This is a genomic window from Microcoleus sp. K4-B3, from assembly GCF_036704615.1.
Lineage (GTDB): Bacteria > Cyanobacteriota > Cyanobacteriia > Cyanobacteriales > Microcoleaceae > Microcoleus.
Window position 1 is genome coordinate 1 of the sequence record NZ_JAUBSF010000090.1, and the last position, 21275, is coordinate 21275.

Annotated in this window: 15 protein-coding genes and 1 pseudogene; 9 read left to right on the forward strand and 7 right to left on the reverse strand. The window is 45.1% G+C overall.

The genetic code is table 11. The annotated features are described in order from the left end of the window. The first annotated feature begins 526 nt into the window (after positions 1–526). The 5 genes from QUA78_RS26565 (at position 527) to QUA78_RS26585 (ending at position 6736) form a co-directional block, all read left to right on the forward strand. Positions 527–2500, forward strand: coding sequence for a CASTOR/POLLUX-related putative ion channel (locus QUA78_RS26565; RefSeq protein ID WP_333303333.1), 1974 nt, complete (start codon positions 527–529; stop codon positions 2498–2500). A gap of 278 nt (positions 2501–2778) precedes the next feature. Beyond that, complete coding sequence (locus QUA78_RS26570; protein WP_333303334.1) at positions 2779–4182, forward strand: hypothetical protein; 1404 nt, start codon at positions 2779–2781, stop codon at positions 4180–4182. A gap of 56 nt (positions 4183–4238) precedes the next feature. Next, positions 4239–5228: a DMT family transporter gene (locus QUA78_RS26575; protein WP_333303335.1), complete on the forward strand. Its 990-nt coding sequence runs from the start codon at positions 4239–4241 to the stop codon at positions 5226–5228. 50 nt (positions 5229–5278) lie between these two features. Then, the gene (locus tag QUA78_RS26580) at positions 5279–6424 is read left to right on the forward strand and encodes a mechanosensitive ion channel domain-containing protein (protein ID WP_333303336.1); all 1146 of its coding nucleotides are present in this window, start codon (positions 5279–5281) and stop codon (positions 6422–6424) included. An 81-nt stretch (positions 6425–6505) separates the two neighbouring features. After that, complete coding sequence (locus tag QUA78_RS26585) at positions 6506–6736, forward strand: hypothetical protein (RefSeq protein ID WP_333303337.1); 231 nt, start codon at positions 6506–6508, stop codon at positions 6734–6736. A 1178-nt stretch (positions 6737–7914) separates the two neighbouring features. On the opposite strand, the gene QUA78_RS26590 is transcribed toward QUA78_RS26585, so the two are convergent. From QUA78_RS26590 to QUA78_RS26610, 5 genes are all read right to left on the reverse strand, one after another. Continuing rightward, positions 7915–8208: a TIGR03792 family protein gene (locus QUA78_RS26590; RefSeq protein WP_333303338.1), complete on the reverse strand. Its 294-nt coding sequence runs from the start codon at positions 8206–8208 to the stop codon at positions 7915–7917. 263 nt (positions 8209–8471) lie between these two features. Next, a complete protein-coding gene (locus tag QUA78_RS26595; RefSeq protein ID WP_333303339.1) occupies positions 8472–10682 on the reverse strand; it encodes a PAS domain S-box protein in 2211 nt (736 codons plus the stop codon). A 582-nt stretch (positions 10683–11264) separates the two neighbouring features. Beyond that, positions 11265–12473 (reverse strand): AAA family ATPase, encoded by a 1209-nt coding sequence (locus tag QUA78_RS26600; protein ID WP_333303340.1) that lies wholly within the window; start codon positions 12471–12473, stop codon positions 11265–11267. A 71-nt stretch (positions 12474–12544) separates the two neighbouring features. Next, the gene (locus tag QUA78_RS26605; protein ID WP_333303341.1) at positions 12545–13090 is read right to left on the reverse strand and encodes an RNA 2'-phosphotransferase; all 546 of its coding nucleotides are present in this window, start codon (positions 13088–13090) and stop codon (positions 12545–12547) included. A gap of 321 nt (positions 13091–13411) precedes the next feature. Then, the gene (locus tag QUA78_RS26610) at positions 13412–14095 is read right to left on the reverse strand and encodes a methyltransferase domain-containing protein (protein ID WP_333303342.1); all 684 of its coding nucleotides are present in this window, start codon (positions 14093–14095) and stop codon (positions 13412–13414) included. 511 nt (positions 14096–14606) lie between these two features. Here QUA78_RS26610 and QUA78_RS26615 point away from each other — a divergent pair. Both QUA78_RS26615 and QUA78_RS26620 read left to right on the forward strand, forming a co-directional pair. Further along, on the forward strand, positions 14607–17477 hold the full coding sequence (locus tag QUA78_RS26615; protein WP_333303343.1) for a diguanylate cyclase: 2871 nt from the start codon (positions 14607–14609) through the stop codon (positions 17475–17477). Positions 17478–17623: 146 nt separating this feature from the next. Then, on the forward strand, positions 17624–18205 hold the full coding sequence (locus QUA78_RS26620; protein WP_333303344.1) for a Uma2 family endonuclease: 582 nt from the start codon (positions 17624–17626) through the stop codon (positions 18203–18205). A 262-nt stretch (positions 18206–18467) separates the two neighbouring features. Here the strand turns inward: QUA78_RS26620 and QUA78_RS32980 are convergent, their stop codons facing one another. Next, on the reverse strand, positions 18468–18599 hold the full coding sequence (locus tag QUA78_RS32980) for a DUF6888 family protein (RefSeq protein WP_445302376.1): 132 nt from the start codon (positions 18597–18599) through the stop codon (positions 18468–18470). Positions 18600–18903: 304 nt separating this feature from the next. On the opposite strand from QUA78_RS32980, the gene QUA78_RS26625 reads away from it, so the two are divergent. Both QUA78_RS26625 and QUA78_RS26630 read left to right on the forward strand, forming a co-directional pair. Further along, positions 18904–19197 carry a hypothetical protein gene (locus QUA78_RS26625; RefSeq protein WP_333199453.1) on the forward strand — a complete coding sequence of 98 codons (294 nt, stop codon included), beginning with the start codon at positions 18904–18906 and terminating at the stop codon, positions 19195–19197. Further along, positions 19184–20323 carry a DUF6745 domain-containing protein gene (locus QUA78_RS26630; RefSeq protein WP_333303345.1) on the forward strand — a complete coding sequence of 380 codons (1140 nt, stop codon included), beginning with the start codon at positions 19184–19186 and terminating at the stop codon, positions 20321–20323. The genes QUA78_RS26625 and QUA78_RS26630 overlap by 14 nt, the downstream gene beginning before the upstream one ends. Positions 20324–20921: 598 nt before the next feature. Here the strand turns inward: QUA78_RS26630 and QUA78_RS26635 are convergent. Beyond that, positions 20922–21149: pseudogene (locus tag QUA78_RS26635) on the reverse strand (ABC transporter ATP-binding protein); the annotation flags it as partial. Positions 21150–21275 lie beyond the last annotated feature (126 nt).

Consider the following 21275-nt stretch of genomic DNA (forward strand, 5'->3'; position numbering starts at 1 on the left):
CTTGAACGGGTTAATTGGAAATCAGAGACAAGCTGCCTGAGTATAATTACTCACTACAAAAGTGACATACTCCCTTGTCAATCAGCCTTTCAAGGGCGGGCTAGAAAAGCCCAAACCCTACTCCCCACAAGAAAATTCATCTTTTGTGGAACAGGCCCGAAAGCCTGTTCTTGAGATTCGTGCAAAATATGAATTTAAATTGACCTTTGGCCGCATTCTCAACACTCCCCTTCCCTTGTAAGATGATGTTAGCGAATCAGGGGTCATATCAAATCCGGCTAATTGCACTCACTTCCCTGATACCTCAGGCCCCATGCCCCATATCCCCTGCCCACTTCATGGTGTGGCTGATTAACCGGATGTGATATCAGACGCCTGACTGCTTGCATTTTCTCGTTTCTCGTTCCCAGACTCAGCCATATCTTAATTACTTAATTTTTATAAGTATGGTAAAATTCGACGAACATAAACTCAAAACATAAGCTGATAAATCAACAAAGGATAAGTGATAAATTTGACAAGCACAATGAAAAAAATCTCTCAAAATCAAGTTTCTCGGCAAAAGCGCCTAGAGTATAAGTTCGACAACTTTATGTCGAAGGGAGGGTTTTCAGTCTTTCTGGCATTACTGTTAGCATTTTTTGGTGCTTTTGTTTTGATGACAATGGCACGTTACCTGGCAGAATGGTGGTTTCCCAATCAAGGTATAGAAGGTACCTCCGATTTTCCTTGGGACGTATTTGTTCAGCTAATAGGTCTAAGAGACACAGGAGATAATGCCAATTTTGCAACTAAGGTTGTGGGTGTATTCACAATTTTTATCGGCTTGGTACTATTCTCTAGTCTAGTTGCTTTCATCACTCAAGAATTTGAATCAAAACTTCAGTCCCTGCGTAAAGGAAAAAGTATAGTAGTAGAAGAAAACCATACTTTAATTTTGGGATTTACAGATAGAATTGTAGACATTATTCAAGAGTTAGTAGTTGCTAATGAATCGGAAGATGACGCAGTAATTGTTTTTTTATCTCAAAAACAAAAGGAGGAAATGGATGATTTTCTCCGGGATAATGTAGGCAAAACCCAAAAGACACGATTGGTGACTCGCAATGGCTCAATCACAAATTTAAGCGATCTAGATAAGGTGGGAATCAAAGTTGCTAAATCAGTGATTATTTTGAATGATGCCAAAGCCTCAGATTCCGAAGAGTTTAAAACTTTATCTGATTCACGGGTAGTCAAAGCTATTTTGGCAGTGCTCGCAGCTAATCAGGAAGACTCCTTGCCAGTAATTGTCGTAGAATTACACTTAGAACAATATCGTCGCCTCGCTGAAAACATTGCTCCTGGAGCCATAATTACTCTGAATGAGGCGGATATTTTAGCTCGAATTTTAGTTCAAACATCGCGGAGTGTAGGGCTAGCAGCAGTATATTTAAACTTAGTGGGTTTTGAAGGAAACGAATTCTATTTCTATCGCCCCGAACAAGGCTGGTCGAGTGTAACTTTCGGCGAATTACCATTTCATTTCTCAACTGGCATACCAATAGGTGTGCGCCATCCAGATGGCACCTTGACAATAAAAGCCAGCACAAATTACAAGCTAGCTGACTCAGATGAAATTATAATTCTGGCAGAAGATGACTCAACTATCCGGTTTTCTCCCCAACCTGTAGTGCAACCATTAGTTAAAGGTTATGCTTACCGTAGAAAATCTTTAGAGCGAAAACCTGAAAAACACCTTGTTATTGGTTGGAACAATAAAACCCCAATTACTATTAAAGAATATGCTAAATACTTGGTGGCAGGTTCACAGGTTAACTTGGTAACACAAGATTTAACCAAGGAGGTGCAAGCAGAATTTGACAATATTGCCAAAGAATACCCAGATATCAAGATGAATATTATCCAGGTAAATTTGGAATCTATTGAGCAGTTGGAAACTTTAAAACCTTATGAATTTAACAGTATCTCAATTTTGGCAGGTCGAGGTGAAAACGCCGAGGAAATAGATGCTAAAACCCTCACCGTTTTGTTAGAAATGCGGCAAATTTTCAGAGAATATACAAAGGAAACAGGAAACCAAGTAACTACAGAATTGATTGCAGAAATAATTGACTCCCAAGACACTGACCTTGTAATCAAAGCAGGTGTAAAAGACTTTCTCCTCACCGATCAATTTGTGTCAAAAATTTTAGCCCAGGTATCCCAAGAGCCTGATATAATGTCAATATATCGTGATTTGTTCTCACCGGAAGGTAGCGAACTGTATGTCAAGCCCATATCGCTTTACTTTCCCCCAGAACAGATTAGCAAGCTGACTTTCGCTGATTGTGTATTAGCTGCACAAAACCGTGATGAATTGTGTATAGGCGTAAGAATTAGTGCCATAGCCCAGGATAAAAATCAAAACTTTGGTATTGATTTAATACCGAGTTTGGATAAGCAGTTAAATCTCAGTTTAGATGATGGACTGATTACTTTAGCTGAGGATGAAACTTGATGGCGCGATCGATCTACAATGTAAAATAGTTGCAAGAATACGGATCGATGAACTTTGGTCTGAGAGAGGGTATATAAAGTTAATCTAAATTATTTCCTAATTTAGAAAATAGCTTGTTGAGTATAGAGACTTTGTGCAGTTCCTGTGAGTACAAGCTTAAGTTTTCTAACAACAGAAGGAGATATAGCCTTTCTCAGAAAGATGAGGTACTATCCGGCATAGGTCATAGGGCATAGGGCATAGGGCATACCTCACTTTTTTGAGAACCGCTATAAGTTATGAGCATAGAATCTATCAAAGTTCAACAATATACAACCACCACAGCCCACTGGCGACTAACTCCTGGCTACTTGCATGAAGGCAGATCTGATTTTGAATCGGCACATATTTTGTTAGGTCGTTTCTTAGCCGATAGAAATTCTGAATATCCGCTTTTGGAAAAAGAACTATTTGCCAACGACGGCATTTTTGAGTGGGGACACGCCAAGCCTTTAGAAAAAGTGATTAATTCACGGCCCGACTTGGAGTTTCTACTGTTGCATCCCAATTTGTTACGCAACTGTATTACTATTATCGAACCTTGGGAACACGTAGGCCTTAACGCTAAGGGCGAAGATGTTCGGGCTTCCAAAAATGTCGCCTATATTGCTCAGAAAGTCGCCGATATGGACTCAGTATTACTACCTGTTTGGTCAACAGGAGTCCTCGATCCAGAAATAGTTGTTCCGGCAATTAACTCTGGTTATGCAGTGGTAGTCAAAGGCGGCGATCCATCAACATACGATGCCTCCACCTGGACAAGTCCGGCGTGTCCGCGAGAGGATATGTTTGCATTAGTGGAAAAACTATTGATATCGCGATCGCCCACCAGTGCTGCTGCCATCTTTATTTGTGTGGGACACCAGTTAGCTGCTGAATGTCATATACGGCTGATCCGTCGTGCAGTCAAAGAAGTTTTGGGCACGATATCTCTGGATCGCGATCGCTCAGGCATGGCTCTGAGATCGTTGCAAGAAGTCTGCCAGCGCATCGAAGCAATGGGCAAGACACTCGAAGTCAAAAAGCGTGATGGACGAGTTGTTGCGAATGGCTGGAATGACCAGCATTTTGCCGTGACGCGCAATGAATTAAAAGAAGTAGGCGATCGTGTGTTGTTGCCTTATCAGTCTCCCGACGGCGATGCCTTGGGTATTCCTTGGGAACTCATTCATGCCCATGATGTCACTGCCGACAGCCATGAAGGCGTGATTGACACAACAATTCAATATGAGGCCAGAGTATCAATAATTTCGATGTTTCATTCGGATGAAGTCAACGAAGAAGCAATATTGTTTGCGAACTGGGCTTACCGCAGCATTCATGACGCCATTGTTCCTTATCGCCACATCATCGCTGGTAGCTCTCTGAGTTGGCTAATACAATTGCCGGATTCCATTGAAATTCTTTGTTCAACAGCAGAAGAAGATGGTGAAATAGTTACCGAATGTTCAGCAACCTGCATTAACGACAAAGACTTTGAAACCAAGAAAATTAGACGCTCGTTTACTTGCCAATTCCATCCCGAACTACTGTCAGATTTGCGTGCGATTGGTAACAGTGAAGCTCCCTCCTATTCAACCCTGAAAAAAGATGATGGTGTCCGCTTATTTATCCGACTCCTGTATGCCGGAATGCAAGAGTAATGCTGTTAGCTTGCGCCACTCCAATGGTGGCGCAGGTACTACTTTGAGAAGTGAAGATGACAATTGAACTGAAACCATCACCGCAACAGATAGAGCAGACACCAAGTGCGATCGGGCAGGGACTCCAAGGGAGTATCCGACTAATTTCGTTATTTCTCGCAATCCTTGCCTTATCCTTTGCCGCCATCTTCATCAGATTGAGCGAACGGGAACTGGGTCCGGTTGCGACAATATTCAATCGCTTCTGGGTAGCTACTGTGATCTTAGGATTAGGGAATCTGTTCAAGACATTGAGCGAAAGACACTCCCACGACTCCTTCCTCCAAAAGCAACATTACACCAGCAGCGATCTAGTCTTGTTGCTGGCAATGAGTGTTTTTTTCTCAAGCACCTTAATCACTTGGGCTTGGTCTCTAACTCAGACCAGTGTGGCAAACTCTAATCTATTACATAACGTAACCCCGCTTTTCACCACGGTGATAGGATGGCTGTTTCTCAGTCAATCTTTTGATGGCAGATTCCTCATTGGCATGGTAGTCGCCATCAGCGGATCAATCTTAATTGGACTTGGCGATTTGCAGGTAGCTAGTGATAACTTTACAGGTGACTCGCTTGCCATGCTATCTGCCATCTTTTCTGCTGCCAATCTGCTGACTGTAGAAAAACTTCGAGCCAAGTTTTCAGCAACAACCATACTCCTGTGGTGTTCCTTCTTGGGGGCATTGTTAACTTTCCCCATCGTTCTGCTAACGGAAGATGTACTTTTTCCCTATTCCTGGGCTGGGTGGTTAACAATAATTGCCCAAGCATTAATCTGCCAAGTTTTGGGTCAAAGCCTTCAGGCTTATAACCTCAAAGGATTTTCTTCTGGGTTCGTTGCCGTGTTCTTGTTGCTAGATCCCGTGATTACTGCCATACTTGCTTGGATAATCTTTTCGGAACAGTTAAGCCCTTTGAACTGGTTGGCTTTTTCTGTAGTTTTGGCAGGCATATACCTGGCAAAGTCTAGTCAAGGAGCCGAAAAAGTTACCCCTTTTGGAAGTTAAAAGTCAAAAAATATTTATTCTTTGTTTAAGTAATGGAGGTTTTTAGTTAGATGGAAATCATTTGGAAACAAATCAAGGAAACGCTAATTGATTCAAACATAACTGTTGCACAAATACCGCTGACTAAAATAGTTCTCGTCCTCACTATCATCACGCTCACACAACTGTTGAGAGGATTGTTCTTTTCGATTATCCTCAAGAAAATCAAGCTTCTTACTAGCGGAACGGAGACCACACTGGATGATGAGTTAGTCGAGATTATAGAGCAACCATCAGGATGGCTAATTTTTATCGCTGGACTTTGGATAGTGCAGGTGATTTTGGCAGAGAATCTAAAGCCTCAAGTGAGCGAGATGCTAGCTAAGATTCTCAGTCTGAGCGCTATTGTTGCCGTTGCATATATTGTTTACCGCGCCTCTCCACTGTTAGGAGAGATACTGAGAAAACTGACGCTGAACACCAAAACCGAACTAGACGACTTGCTCGTACCCTACGTGCCTCGTCTGTTTCAGACGGTGGCACTCGCTGTTGTAGTGTTAAAGGCGAGTGAGTTGTTGTTAGGAGCATCTGCAAGTGCGCTCATTGGTCTATTAGGTGGAGCAGGAATCACGTTCGGTTTATTGCTTAAGGACATTATCTATGACTGGTTCTGTACGATCATTATTTATACAGATAATCTATATCGACCTGGTGACTGGGTGATTGTGGAGGGAATTGATGGTAGCGTTCAAGTTTTAGAAATTGGCATCAGAACTACAAAACTTAGCCTAGCAAAATGGGATTCTATAAAAAAGATACCCAATTCCAAAATGATTACTGGAATTGTCGAAAATTGGTCGCAAAATCCTGGCTCTGAACAATCATTTGGCATTAATTTAACTCTCAATATTGACAGTATTTCTGCCGAAAAAACTGCTATAATTTGTAAGAAAATTCAGAATCTACCTACCTCTATCGATTCCTTACATGACCAATGTTTTGTTTGGCTAGACAGACTTGAACAGAATGCTCGCATTATAAATATTCGAGCTTTTAATAACAATCTGGATTTATACTTTGACGCCTGTCAAGAATTGAATTTAGCCATCTTATCACTACTGGAAAAAGAGGGTATAGATACCCTTCATCTGGAATTTATAACATACCTCGAAAGCTATAAGCAGACTTTGGAAAGAACTGGTAAATCAATAAATTGATGTTGCACTTTTCCAAGGAGAATGGATCGCGATAGCTACTTGCGTTGCCAACAGAATTATCGATTTCAATGTTCCACTCGGATGAAGTCAACAAAGAAGAAAGAAGCAATCCTGTTTGCGAACTGGGCTTACCGCACTATTCATGACGCCATTGTTCCGTATCGGCACATCATAGCTGGTAACTCTCTGAGTTGGCGAATACAATTGCCCGACGCCATTGAAATTCTTTGTTCAACAGCAGAGGAAGATGATAAAATAGTTACCGAATGTTCCTGGGGGGGTGACAGCCCGCCCAAAACCCCGATCGGGTAAAGATTGCACCCAGTTGTGGTAAAAAAAGATAGGCAGCCGAATTGTTACACGCGCTTTTTATCCAAAAAAAATGTTACCAACATTCTACCAGACCCACTTACAAAAATAACTGACGCACGCCCAGTTTATTCTAGTCAAAATCTTGATTGACTTGATACAATCAGAAAAACAGGTGAGATTAGAGAGACTCGCACGGGTATTTCCCTATCCAATTAGGGTTCAAAGCCGTCGTCGCAAACAGAATAAGATTTCTCGATTTACCTCAATTAACGATCGCACGCTCTTTTGTTCCCTTTGATCGCTTATTGGTTAACAACTTATTGCTCAGTCGGACAAAGGTTATCGATCGCGATTGACCGCAGTCAATGGGGGTGCATCAATCTGTTCACGCTCGCCCCGATCTGGCAAAAAAGAGCTATCCCGTTGAAAAGAGTGTTTGTTACCCAAATTAGGAAACAGTAATTTACTTGAACAAACCCTCGCTCTGCAACAAGTCTTACCATTACTTAAAGAATATGGCGTTGCTGATTCACGGTATTAATCAACTTTTCGCTTGATGTTACAAAACTCATCCTCAAGCGGGCTTATAGCAATTGGGAAATCTGAATTCCTACCTGTATTCAGCAACGCCAAAATCCCATCTCTTTTTCTCATCACAATCTTATCAATAGCCACCCTTCCACTGCGATGATTGTACCCAGAGCGATCGCCATTCACGCATAAAAGACGATCCATCGCCCCTCACACAAAATACCAAACACTGCGATGATTCTACGAATTGCGATCGCGTTTCACACAAAATACCAAATCGATGTCTGCGGTACAATAAAAGTAAACCCAGGATTAGTCTTTCAAAAATTAACACTATCAACCTAGAGTTACCGCAGTCCGCTCCCTTGAGCAACCTCAAAGTGACGCTGCTGCTAGAATCACTCACATCCGGGGAAGTTGCGGCCTCTGTCAGAGAGTTTCCCGACTGTTAAGTGAAAGCAGAAACACTCTTAAGCGGCGATCGCACAAATTCAAGCTACCTTAAGATATGCGGATTGCAGCCATTGCCTTATCCGTCGGTGCTATCGTTATCACTCGCAACCAACGAGACTTTTGTCAAGTTCCCGGACTCTCGATCGAAGATTAGACGCTTGATTCCTAACTCCTAACTAATCACTGCTGACTAACTAATGCAAAAACTTGCGAACTTGATATTCGCGACTTTCGGCGATCGCAATTTGCAAATCGCCCATTTGGCCATCCAACTCATCTATTGTGCTTTGCGGAACCGACTTCCACTGATCCCTCGTTTCCCAGCGAATCAACACCACCACCTCATTTTCCACCGGATCCACCCAAATTTCTTTGCCCAAATAACCTGGGAAATTTCTTAGTCCGGCCGTCCAAACTTCTTCATCTCGCCGAATAAACGCCTCCCACTTTTCGGGAGGTACTTTAAATCTCAGCCACTCAATTATCATATTATTTTCCCATTTTTAATCACTCGATTTTAGATTTTAGATTTTATGTTTTAGATTTTAGCATTGACTCTAAAGCCGCACTCTGGGCGCTTAAACAGGCGTTACTAAAAAAATGTTGGACGCGCGAATTATAGCGGTAAGGTGCGCCGAAGAGCACCCTACATAGAGAAGTTCTGCCTCCAAGACTGTTAAACTAAAATCTCAACTTTTTTGCTCTGGGCGACTTTGGGCGGGAGCTTGTCTCCAGCTTTGGGTGAAGTCAATTAATCGTTGCCGATCGCAATTTTAATTATCAACTCAGTTCCCTGTCCCGGACGCGAAACACAGTGCAACTTACCGCCGTGCTTTTCTACTACTAAATGCTGGGATATTGCTAGACCCAAACCTGTGCTAGTTTCCGGACATTTAGTGGTAAATAAAGGGTCAAAGATGCAGCCGAGGACTTCTTCAGTCATGCCAGGGCCGTTGTCGCTAATCGCGATCGCAACTTCGCTTTCCCCTACCACGGAGGTCCGAATCCGAATTTCGGGATTGAATATTTCAGCTCCCGACCTGGCCGAAGACAAGAAAGATTTATTTGGCATTTTACCATGCTTTTCGGAATTTCTCCCCCCTTCTTCCAAAGCGTCGATCGCATTTGTCAACAAGTGCATGAACACTTGGTTTAAGTGTCCCGCATAGCAGCGGACTCGCGGCAAATCCCCGTATTCTTTAACTAGAGATATCCCCGGGCGTCCCCCTTTAGCTTGCAGGCGATTTTGCAATATCAGCAAAGTGCTGTCCAAACCTTCGTGGATATCTGCCGGCTTCATTTGGGCTTCGTCGGTACGCGAGAACAAGCGGAGCGATCGCACGACATCGCGAATCCTTTCGGAACCGACTTTCATTGAATTTAACAATTTTGGCAAGTCTTTTTTGATAAATTCTAAGTCTAATTCCTCGATCAGATATTGAATTTCCGGCACGGGATGGGGATAATACTTTTGGTAAAGGTCGATCGATCGCAGCAGTTCTTGAATGTAGCCCGTGGCGTGGCTGACATTGCCGGAAATAAAACTAACTGGATTGTTAATTTCGTGGGCTATTCCTGCTACTAACTGCCCCAGAGAAGACATTTTTTCTGTTTGAATTAGTTGAGTTTGAGTTCGCTGCAAAATTAACAGCGTCTGCTCTAATTTCGCCGCTTGCTGCCGCAGGCGTTCTTCTGATTCTTGCAAAGCCAAAAGAGACTGTTTGCTTGCTGTAACATCTACTCCCACAAATACCGCAGCCGCACTGTTATGGTATTTTTGAGCGACAATTAAATAAGTTTTATTTTCTCCTCGAATGCTCGCTGTTACTTCTTGAGATGTCTTCTTTTCAGGGTTGGCAAAGAAATCGTATACTAAATCGTTAAATTTGGGACTTGTCTCTAAAAAACCTACTTTTTGACCGGTAAATAGTTCGGCAGGCATTTTGTAAGCGCTAGCTAAATGTCGGTTTACTCCCAAGTAGCGCAAATCGGAACTTACCCACGAAACTAATCCCGGCACGGCGTCCAAAACAGCTTGAAGTTGCTCTTTCGCCTCTACAAGCCCTGATTCTGCTACTTGGCGAGCGGAAATGTCGCGGGCGATCGCGCAGCGGTATTCGCAGCCGCCGTATTCTAAATAATTGACTTTAACTTCGACGGGAAAACTGACGCCCTCTTTGGTTTTATAACTGGTTTCAAAAGTGAGGTTGCTTTCCTGCTTGAGTTGAGCCCAGTGTTCGGGCCAATCCGATGCTGACAACTGCGAATCGATGTCGCTCACCCTCAGGTTAAGCAGTTCCGATTCCGAGTAGCCGAAAAGATGGCAAGCAGCTTTGTTCGCATAGCAAATTTGACCGTCGGAAGTAGTAAAAAAGATGGTATCAGCAGCATTTTTGAGGGCAATTTGAGTTAGTTGCGGTATTGTTTCTAACTGCTTGCTTTTGGCCTCGGACTGAAATTTATTATAGCAATGTGTTTGAGCCATATCCTCAGCTATCTCAGAGGTCAACAGGATCAAACCGCCGATCGCACCTTCGTTATTTTTCCAAGGCTGAAATATCCATTTTACCGACGCGCTGAAAGAACCGCCTGCGATTTTTCCTGAGACAGATGCGATCGATCGCCCTGTCACAAACTCGCTGTATTTCAAAACTCCGGTCAAACAAGCCTGGGCATTTTGCTCCCAATATTCCGGGAGATTCGGGAACAGTTCCCAATGAGACCGGCCGATCGCCTCCCCGCGGCCAATCCCGCAATCTGTTTCCCAGCGACGAGAAACCGACAGATAGCGCATTTCACAATCTACCATTGCCACGGCGTCGGCGGAGCGCTCAACAAACCGCCGAAATCTGTCTTTACTCTCGGACACGGCTGCCTCTAGGGGTTGTTGGGCGAGCGGGACAGTCCCGTCGGCGTACTTTCCCAGTCCCTGACTTTTTTGCTGAACTGGCTTAGTTTGCACGGTTTGGGATTTCCTCCATAGCTGTCTAGTTTGAAAAATTCTGTTTGAGACCAAAAATGCTGTGTTCCCCTGATTGGCTCTCTCGGACGATACCCTTAGAGGGTATCACCCATCAGTGATATCATTTTTGATGGGGATATGTCTATAGGCATTACTGTCAACTTAACACCAAATCTAGTGCCCGAGTGCTGTTTGACGATTAGGCACAGATCGGCGGGGCGCCCCCGAATACTCGGAGGAGACTGGAGTTCTCTGTTGCGTCCCCCGACTATTCGGGGGCGCAAGAGGGGAACGAGACTCGGTAAAAACGAGACAGACAAAGGGTTTTAGGCGATAGTTGACACCAATAGTCTATAGGTACTCAAGAAATTTTTGCCTAAACTTGGAGATTGAGAAGATTTCCTGTTGATTGTTCGGTATTTTATACAAGTTCCCAAAAGAATGCAACTGTAGGCCCGCGATCAAAACATTGAGCTTCATCAGTCATTCCCCATTCTTTAATTGAAAATCGAAAATCGAACATGGTATAAGATCGTGTAGCCAGTGCGATCGCCCAGATAGCTTGAGAATTTAAGAGACCGCTCAAACAAATTTGTGCGTAAATTCACTGGTAAAATCCACTCTCCCTTTGCGTAACATTGCAGGATCTAATCTTTCAGTAGTGTTGCAAGTCATCAAAACTACGAGCTTTTGTCCAAATTGAATCCCGTTATCGTCGATGACACTTTGATACAAAGTTCCATCCAGCAAACTCAAAATGTGTTCAGTTTTGTTAGTGCGTTGACCCTCTGCGGTCGATCGATCTTGAGCCAAATTATCAGCCTCATTGATAATAATACAAATCCGCTCTAAATAACTCGGTGGGACAAAATTTTCCACAGCATCGTGGTCTAAGATAAAAATTACATAACCCAGCGGCACTAAAATTTCCTTTGCTACCGCTTGCGTCCAAGCAGTTTTGCCAGTCCCCGGTTCGCCACTGACCAAAACAGCCAACTGATTTTGATCCAGAATTGCTTGCTGAACTGTATCGGTAAAACTTTGAATCTCCGCAGAAAACGTCCGAATTGGGAACTGGCTGTGAACCTGTCCGACGCGGCTTTTGTACCCGCCCAGAATCACCGCTAAATTGTAAGTTGCCTTGCTAACGAGCGGCGCAATATCTTGGGAAATCAGAGTGTAGCAGCGTCTTCCCCTGTCGTAGCTGTCAATTTGCAGCCAGCAGCCTAATCGCGCCCAATAAGCATAAACAGTACCCAAAACTTCCAAGCGTTCCCAGCTAATAAATCGCTCCGGGGAATAAGAAAAATGTCGCTCCATAAAAGACTGGGTGATCGCATCCGGTTTTCCCAGCAAATCCAGAACTTTGAAAAGAGTAATTTCTTGGAGTTTGTTGAGAACGTAGTCGATGGGAATGCTAGCGCGGCTGACCAATTGTACCACCGGCGTTTCGGTAACTAAAACGTCTTTGTAGCGGTAATCCGGGTAAACTGGCTGCGGAGTAATGTAATCCCAAAACTCATCAATTTCGTAGCGAGTATTTTCCGAGAATACATTTAAAATATTTGCCCACCAGGTATATTGATGTCGTCCCATTGCATCGGCAATGTCGCTAGCTGCACCTAAAGTTTTTTGAGCTAGTTCTAAGGGGTCGCTAGACGCTAAGTGTAGCAGGTGATCCCAATCAAATTGACGGTAAAAAGGTCGCCATCCAGAGCCGAGCAACCCTCGATTTTGAGGATTGTTTTGATTGAAATTGTTTTCGCGATCGCCCATATCTGCCGCACTCATTTTGCAAAACTCCTACTTACTCTTATGTTAAAACATTTTTTGTACATTTTATACAAAAAACCGGAAATTTATCAACTTATTTTGAGATAATTGGGTGGCACAAAATCTACTAGCCAAACTTTGTTAGCTGAGCAGTAAAATGTATGGCCGTCGCGTTGCATTGCTGCGGCATCTACAGTAAAGATAGCCGGGATGCCATGTCTTCCACCTACTTGGCGCGCCGTCGGGATATCTACCGACAAATGAACATGATGCCGCGACATTTTCCTAATTCCTTGACTGAGAATAGACTCGACGGCAGTGCTACCTGTTCCGTGATATAAAATATCCGGCGGAACCGCGGGCTCTAACTGCAAGTCAACCTCTACGCTGTGTCCTTGGTTGGCACGAATTAGAGTGCCTGTGGAGTCGAATGAAAAGCGCTGCTTGTCGTTTTGCGCGACTACTTTTTTGAGTTCTGCAAGCTGGACTGGAAACTTATTTTTTTGGCACGCATCGAGGAGTTCGCTAACAGGAACCCAGCCACCTGGAGCGAGTTGAATGCCGATGCGCGAGGGCGCGTGGCGCAGGTGCCTGCTGAGATACCTGCTGATTTTTATTAATCGAGAATCGTTCATAATTTTACTTTATTTATTGAGCTTTTAAATCACATTTTTTACCATGTCACTAGCGGGTTATATCGTGGGGTGAGGGCGGGTTTATTGAATCTGTCTGCACTGCCAGATGACGCTTGAGTGAACCCCCCCCTACAGGTTTGTTGAAACTCAGCCCAGGACACAAAAAATGGTTTGACGCGCGAATTATAGCGGTAAGGTGACCCTTAAGCATCTACATAATTAGGTTCTGCGTCCGGGATTGGAAAAGTGTTCGGTGTGCGAGCTTTCACGAGCTTTATCTTTTGATAATTATCAAAAACTCTGCATTCTACCGAAGGCCTTCTACCTTGGGATCACTCCGCCAAAAATAGCAAAATTCAGATAGCGCCAGTGACATCCGGCGTCTGCAAAACCAGCTTCTGCCAGCCACTTTGTCTGCTCTTCCACAGAGGAGGGAATATCTTCTTCTAAATATTTTTGGAACCAGGCTGCATCGTCTTCTCCGTTAGCTTTCATGTACTGCCGCCACAACTTTTCGTATTGCTCAGTCAGCCGGGGAGTAACACCTGTGACAATATCTCGAATTAGCAAGATTCCCCCTGGATTCAGGGAGTGGAAAAGTTTGTGAAATAGCTGTTGTTTACCTGTGCTGTCGAGGTGGTGGATTGCCAACCCAGAAACTACCAAATCGTAACCGCTGCCGAAATCATCTTCGGCAAAGTTTCCTTGCTGCAAGGTCAGCCTTTCTCGGAAAGCGGACAAGTTAGTTTGGCAAATTTTTAGCATATTTTCCGCCATGTCAAAGGCGAGGACTCTTGCCTGAGGAAATGCTGACAAAATCACAGCCGACAGTATGCCAGTTCCCGCGCCTAAATCCAGAACTTTTATGTTAGCATTAGTTTCAGAAGCGAGTAACTGCAATATTAGCTCGTGTTGCTCGCGATACTGCGGAATGAGGCGAGGAATTAAGCCGTCATAATTAAATGCTCTTTCTTCAAATTGCTCGCGTACAGCGTCTAACTTCACAGACGATTTTCCTCAAAATGTTAATAGTTGAGTGCGTCAATAGTGCGTCAATACACTTTGGGTGCTCTCCTTTGAAGGCATATTACATTTTATAATACAAATAATATACAGACCTGTCAAGATGTAGAAGAAATTAATTTAACAGAAGTTGCCGACGATCGCAAAGTACGGACTTTGTTCGCCCAAACCCGCCAATGATTTGGGAACTGTCTCGCCCTGCACATATATCGGCTTGAGTGGATATGAGGCAAAATGCCACAGACCCGAAAGCCTGCGCAAGAGGAGAATTTGTGCCAGCTCCGAGGAGTAATTGTGAGACAAAAATTGACGCTTGTGATACCAGTTTAAAACAAGAATGCAACTTGAGGCGCGCGCTCCACACCCTAAATTTCTCACTAATTCCCCATAGTAAAATATAAAAGGGAATTAGCCAGCAGCCGATGAGCGGCTAGATATGAGAAAATCAGTCCTCAGATTGACAAAATTTAGCCAACTATAAACAAAAATTGAGGTGACTCCCGAGTGGATGTGGTACCTGCCAATTTTTCAGGAAGATGAAGAGATACAAAATATTACACCCGCCGGCGCGGGAAAGAAAATAGTGATAATGAATCAGGATGCGAGTAGATTAGGTGTCAGCCGTCAGGGGAAAATAGAAGCAATGGAAATCCAACAACGGAGTAAGGATAAGCCCGATCGTCAGCAACCGGACACGCCCGATCGGCCAGGCAAAATTTCTACGGTAAAAGAACTAGATTCGTCGCTGCAAGAATGTTTAGATTTTAAAGGAGCGATCAACCGATCGGCACTTGCGGTGAGGACTGACGCGCGAGGAATTATCAACTACGTCAGCGATCGAGTTTGCTCCATGTCCAACTATTCGCGCGTAGAACTAATCGGCTGCCACTTTGGCATCCTCCATTCGGAATATAAGTCTTCGGAATTAATCAAAAATCTGCTGTCAACTGTTGCCAAAGGTGAAGTTTGGCAAGGAGACATTAAGAATAAAACCAAGAATGGAAGTGATTATTGGGTGTACGCAGCAGTAGTTCCGCTGTGGGGCTGCAAGGGAAAACCCTGTCAATATTTGGCGATCGGATTCGACATCACCGATCGCAAAGCCGTTGAAGCAGCCCAAGCCGAAGCCAACCGGGCAAAAGACGAATTTCTGGCGATCGCGTCCCACGAACTGCGATCGCCCCTGAGCGCGATTTTGGGATGGGTGCAGCTAGCTCGATCGCGCAATTTAAACGAAGCCACCACCAGCCGCGCTTTGGAAATCATCGAGCGCAACGCCAAATTACAAAACCGGCAAATAGACAATCTCCTCGACCTCTCGCATCTGCTGCGGGGGAAAGTGTGCCTGAACATCGGCCGAGTTCACCTCCCGTCTATCATAGAATCTGCGCTCGGCACCCTCCGCCCCGCCGCCGATGCCAAAAACATCCGCGTAGAAACACATTTTGACCCCGCCGTCAGCTACGTTTTGGCAGATGCAGAACGCTTGCAGCAAGTAGTCTGGAACCTCCTTACCAACGCCATCAAATTCACCCATGAATCGGCACCAAATCCAGTTCAAGTGCGGACCGAGCCTACTGCGTCGGGCGTCTTGATTCGCGTCAGCGACAGCGGTTGCGGGATCGATCCCAAATTTCTGCCACACATCTTTGACTACTTCCGCCCCGCAGAGAGCTTCCAGACCAAGGAACAGCATCGGCTTGGTCTGGGGCTCTCAATTGTGCGGCAGTTGGTGGAACTGCACGGGGGAAGTGTTTGGGCTTCGAGTCCCGGCCTCGGTCAGGGGGCGACCTTTGGGGTGCTGCTACCGATTGCCAAGAAAAATGCACCCGACGATCGCACTGCTGCGATCGCCCAAATGGAAAGCAGACCCGGATCGGTTTCCAAACCCCTAGCGGGAAAGCAAGTCCTGGTGGTGGAAAGCAGCGCCGAGATCCGGCAATTTCTCAAAACAGGCCTCGAAGCATTTGGAGCCAAGGTAATAGCAGTGGGTAGCGTCGGCGAAGCGATGGCCGAGTTGCAACAGTCGCGGCCCGACGTGTTGGTGAGCGATATGACGGTTTCGGGAGCCGACGGCTGCGATTTGATCCGCCGCATCAGAGCAATGGAAATGTCCGAGCACAGGGAACTGCTGCCGGCCGTGGCGCTGACGGGAGGCCTCCAGGAAGAAGATTCGGCATCGGCGCTGGAGGCGGGGTTTCAGAGGCATTTGTCGAAGCCGGTGGAAGCGAACCAGTTGGTGAGCGCGATCGCCCAATTGGCAGGACTGACTGGATTCGGCTCCGGAGAGTGGGGTACGGGAGATATCGGCGCGATCGCACCCCACGCCTCGCTGCCGGAACATCACAGTTTTGACGACAAAAATAATGGCGAAGAATTAACACCAGACAGCAGAGAATTACCGCTGTTGCTGGTAGTAGAAGACAACGATTTTCTGCTGGCTTACCTCCAAACTTTATTGACTCCGTACTATAGAGTCGCCGTGGCGAGTGACGGGGTTGAAGGTTTAGAAAAAGCAAAAACTTTGCAGCCAAATTTGATTGTAAGCGACCAAATCATGCCGAGACAAAACGGACTGGATTTGCTCAAGGAGATTCGCAGTACGCCAGAATTGAAATCGACTCCGGTAATCTTTTTGACAGCGCGATCGGGGATGGAAGCTCGGATCGAAAGTTTGGATGCGGGTGCTGACGATTATATTGCAAAGCCTTTTGACGAGAGGGAATTGCTGGCGAGGGTGAGAAATTTGTTGCGATCGCACTCAGCCGAACAGCAGTTGGCGGTTCTCAACCGTCAGTTGCAGCAGCAGAAACAGCAGTTGGAAACTGTGAATCGAGCCTTGCAGTATTTAGCAACTTACGACAGTTTGACTGAGGTAAGAAACCGCCACTCTTTTAATGAATACCTCGATACCGAATGGCGGCGTTTGGCGAGGGAAGAAGCACCGCTGTCTTTGATTATGTGCGACATCGATTATTTCAAACTTTACAACGACACTTACGGTCACCAAGCGGGGGATGAATGTTTGCGACAAGTGGCGGCGGTTCTGCAGCGTTCCGTAAAACGATCTGCCGATTTAGTAGCGCGTTACGGTGGAGAAGAATTTGTAGTAGTTTTGCCGAATACGGATATTCAAGGTGCGGCTTGCGTAGCTGAAATGATCGCACAACAGGTGCGGGGTTTGCAGATAGCTCACGCTAAGTCTGCTGTCAGCGAATACGTAACGCTGAGTTTGGGTGTAGCTTGCTGCATTCCGGCGCCGATGTCGCAGCCGGGGACGCTAATTGCGATCGCCGACGAGTCGCTTTATCGGGCGAAAGAATCAGGGCGCGATCGGGTTTCGGTTGCCGCATTTCAAGGATAATATAATAGTTCAATCAATTTGTATGGTGCGTCAGACATCGATAGTTTCGATTTAAACAGGTTTTTTGGATGTGACGCACCATACCAATGTGCTTGCAAAATTGTGCGAATTCAAATTGCTATAAAATAGTTAAACGAGGTCGTGCCATGACAGCAACATTAGACAAGCCAAAAGACCAGCGCCTAATTCACTCCGGGATTGATTGGCAACAATTCAAGCTAATCGAGCAGGGGTTTTCTGACTCCCCCGGCATCCGACTTTTTTATTTCAAAGGTGAGGTAGAAATCTTGGCAGTTTCGCAAGAACATGAAGTCTTCAGCGGTGTCATCGCCCTGTTGCTGGGTACGTATTTTGTAGAAAAAGAAATCGATTTTACTCCCACAGGAAGCTTTACCCAGGAAAAAGAAGGAAAAGCATCCGCACAAGCAGACCAATCTTACTTAATTGGCAGAGCATCCGGAGGCATTGCAGACCTCTCGATCGAAGTTGTATTTACTAGCGGCAACGAGAGCAAGTTGAATCGCTACCAAGCCTTGGGAGTACCCGAAGTTTGGTTTTGGGAGGATGGAGTATTTGGCCTGTATCATTTGCGATCGCACGGATATGAAAAAATTGACCAAAGCGAAGTTCTGCCCGGTTTAGACATCAACCTGCTGTCTCGCTGCTTGCTGATGGCTTCTAGGGTTGAAGCAGTTAAGGAGTTTCGGCGCGGGATTTCTGCGGTTTAGAGGAAAAGTGGCTTGGGCGATCGCTCCCCGATTTATAAATATATTGTTAGGATACAATACTCACTTTTATATTCTTTCAGTTGCTGGCGAATGGCTGCCTGAATATTAGGATTAAAATCAGAATGCTCCACTGTTGTTCTGATTGAATGCGAAGGCTTTTTGCGCCTGTCTAATTAGGCAGATCGTGCAGCTTTGTTCCGGCAATTTTTAATAAAATAACGCTTCAATGCTGTATCGAATATTGCAGTATAATCTACTTTGCTCATAAAAAAAACTCCCCATTTAGAGAAATTTTAACCTCAATCTCTTCGTCAGATCCAGCCAATACAAAAAAGTTGTGGGTTCTCTTGTCAACACAGACGAGGTTAATAGGTTGCAATGCCAAATATATCAAATAATAATTGATTCCATAAATTAACCACAGTATTTGTAGGGGCGAGTTTCACCAACAATCTTTCATTCACATCGACAATATCTATAAACCCGCCCTCACCCAGGCGACTGGAAACTCGCGTGTATTTATAGCATTTCTGTTTGCGATCGCACTTTCACACTCCAAGATAACGTCTGTCAGTGCAGCAAAGAGTTATGGAATTTGGTTTGTGGCTCTTGACACCCCTGTATTACAAATGTAGTATAGAGTTGCGGTAGAAAAGCTCGATCGATCGACACCAGCAAACAAAATTTAGAAAAAACCTATGCAACCCATCCGACAAGGCGACGTAATTCTCACCCCCGTACCGAAAATCCAAGGAGAAAAAAAATCTCACCTAACTCTCGCCGAAGGTGAAGTCACCGGACATTCTCACCAGATTATTGAGGGACAAGCTGAACTTTACGAAAAAGACGGCACTCTGTACTTGCGGGTGCTTTCACCGACAGCTTTATTGAGCCACGAAGAACACCATGCGATTGCAATTCCCGAAGGTAATTGGATGGTGCGAATTCAGCGGGAATATGAGCCCCAAGGTTGGCGGTATGTCGCAGACTAAGGTTAAAAAACTCACGCCAGAACAAGCAGCTTTGATTCCAGTTTATCGCGAAAAGTGGAGAGCGATCGCGCTTTCCACTGGCCCGATAAATCGCTCGCAAGCTGCGGAAACAATTAAATCGGCTTACAGTGCGATCGGCAAAAAAGCACCGACAATCATTTTTGTCGATCGCCCCTACGAAGCTGCCGCTCTAATCCTCAGTCGAGTTGACAATCCCAGGAGCCAACTGCGGAGCCAGTTCGAGACAAAACTGCGGATAGAACTAGAAAAACAACTGCGGAGTTATCTGCGGGGCCAACTAGAAAGCGAACTGCAAAACCAACTGCCAACTCAACTGGAACAAAGACTTTATACTCAACTGCAAACGCAATTGTGGGAGCCGCAGCGCGAGCATTTAGTCCGTGAAATAGCCAGCCAATTACCACCGCAACAATCGATCGACCCGTGGACTGGAGAAATCAACTGGCAAACATTAGGAAAACAACTCAGTAATTGCATTCAACCAGAATTGTGGGCTTGTTATGGCAGTTTATTAGATTTCTGCATTTCGGTTCTAAATTTACCTCATTCCTACGGCAGAAATTGGATGATTTTTCAATCGATTGTCCGGGATTGCGGCTGGATTTATCCCTATGACAAAGTTTGCATTGTCTGCGAAAAGCCGATCGCACTTTCTGCAGACAACAACCACCGCTTACACGCAGAAGGAACACCAGCCGTACAATTTACCGACGGTTTTTCGATTTACGCCTATCATGGCGTGATTTTACCCGAATGGTACGGCAGGCTGCACCCGCACCAGTGGCAGTCTAAGTGGGTGTTGAAGGAACAGAATGCGGAAGTTCGGCGGGCATTAATTCAGGGAATTACTTACGATCGCATTTGTCAAGAATTAGAGGTGACAGAATTAGATAGTTGGCAGGAATACACTCTATTAAGCATCGATTTTGACGATGATTTTGATAACGAGGGTAATGCAAAGCCAGTTTATTTGTTAAAAATGACTTGTCCGAGCACGGGACACATTCACGCTTTGCGAGTTCCTCCTGATATAGAATTGGCTAAAGAAGCAATTGGTTGGGTAAATTGGGATATTGACCCAGAGGATTTTTCCGTGCAAACCTGAGTAATACCAATTTAAAAAAGTGTTGCTACAATCATCAGTCTTATACCAATTGTTAAAAGTCACAGATCCCAGCGCCGGACTTAGGCTCAGCGGTTTCCCTACCCGAGCATCTGTACTTCACTCAACTGAAAACCGCTATCTTGAAAAAAACCTTAATTCATCAAACACTAATAACGTTCCCGCAGTGTGCCAGTTCAAAGGGTGGAATGCACAAACCACCGATCGCCCAAAAACGGTTAATAACATGAAGAAGAAGCCCACCCTCGGATCGAAGGTGGGCTCTGTTCATGCCAGCTTACCGACAGCTAGGCAATCGGGTCTCTTCGCTGGTAGACGTAAAAGCTCAGAAAAAGATCCGAACGTCCGAAAAAACTTATCGCCTACCATTAAGCTTCAGTTTACCCAACCAGATCGGGAAAATTGCGCCCGCAGCGCTGTTCCCCTGACATCGGGGAACACTGGGGCTTCAACTTTTCAATAGACTTCTGCAAACAAGCTCGTCTTGGGCTGCCAGGATGCCTAACCCCCACTGCCCACAAGAATTAAACTTGTTCGATATGTCTCATGTTCTCCTCTTTAACTTTGATTTCCCAACCGATTAGGCATCGCGATCGCGTGCAAAGCGGCGGAACAGGAAATCTAGGGCGTAGTTCCGCAAATTGTAGTATTCCGGATCTTCGATCATTTAAAGCCGATCGCCCGGACGCGGAAAAGGAATCTCCAGAACCTCGCCAATTGTCGCCGACGGGCCGTTAGTCATCATCACCAGTCGATCGGCCAAAAACAGTGCTTCATCAATATCGTGAGTAATCATCAACACCGTACAACTGAAGTTGATCACAGCGCTTTTTTACTGTTGGATAATTGCGGTTTAGCGAATTCTTTTGAGCGCAGGTTGGCAGGAGGGAGCTAAAGATTTATTGCTAGCATAAGTCTTTAAACTACCCTGCTG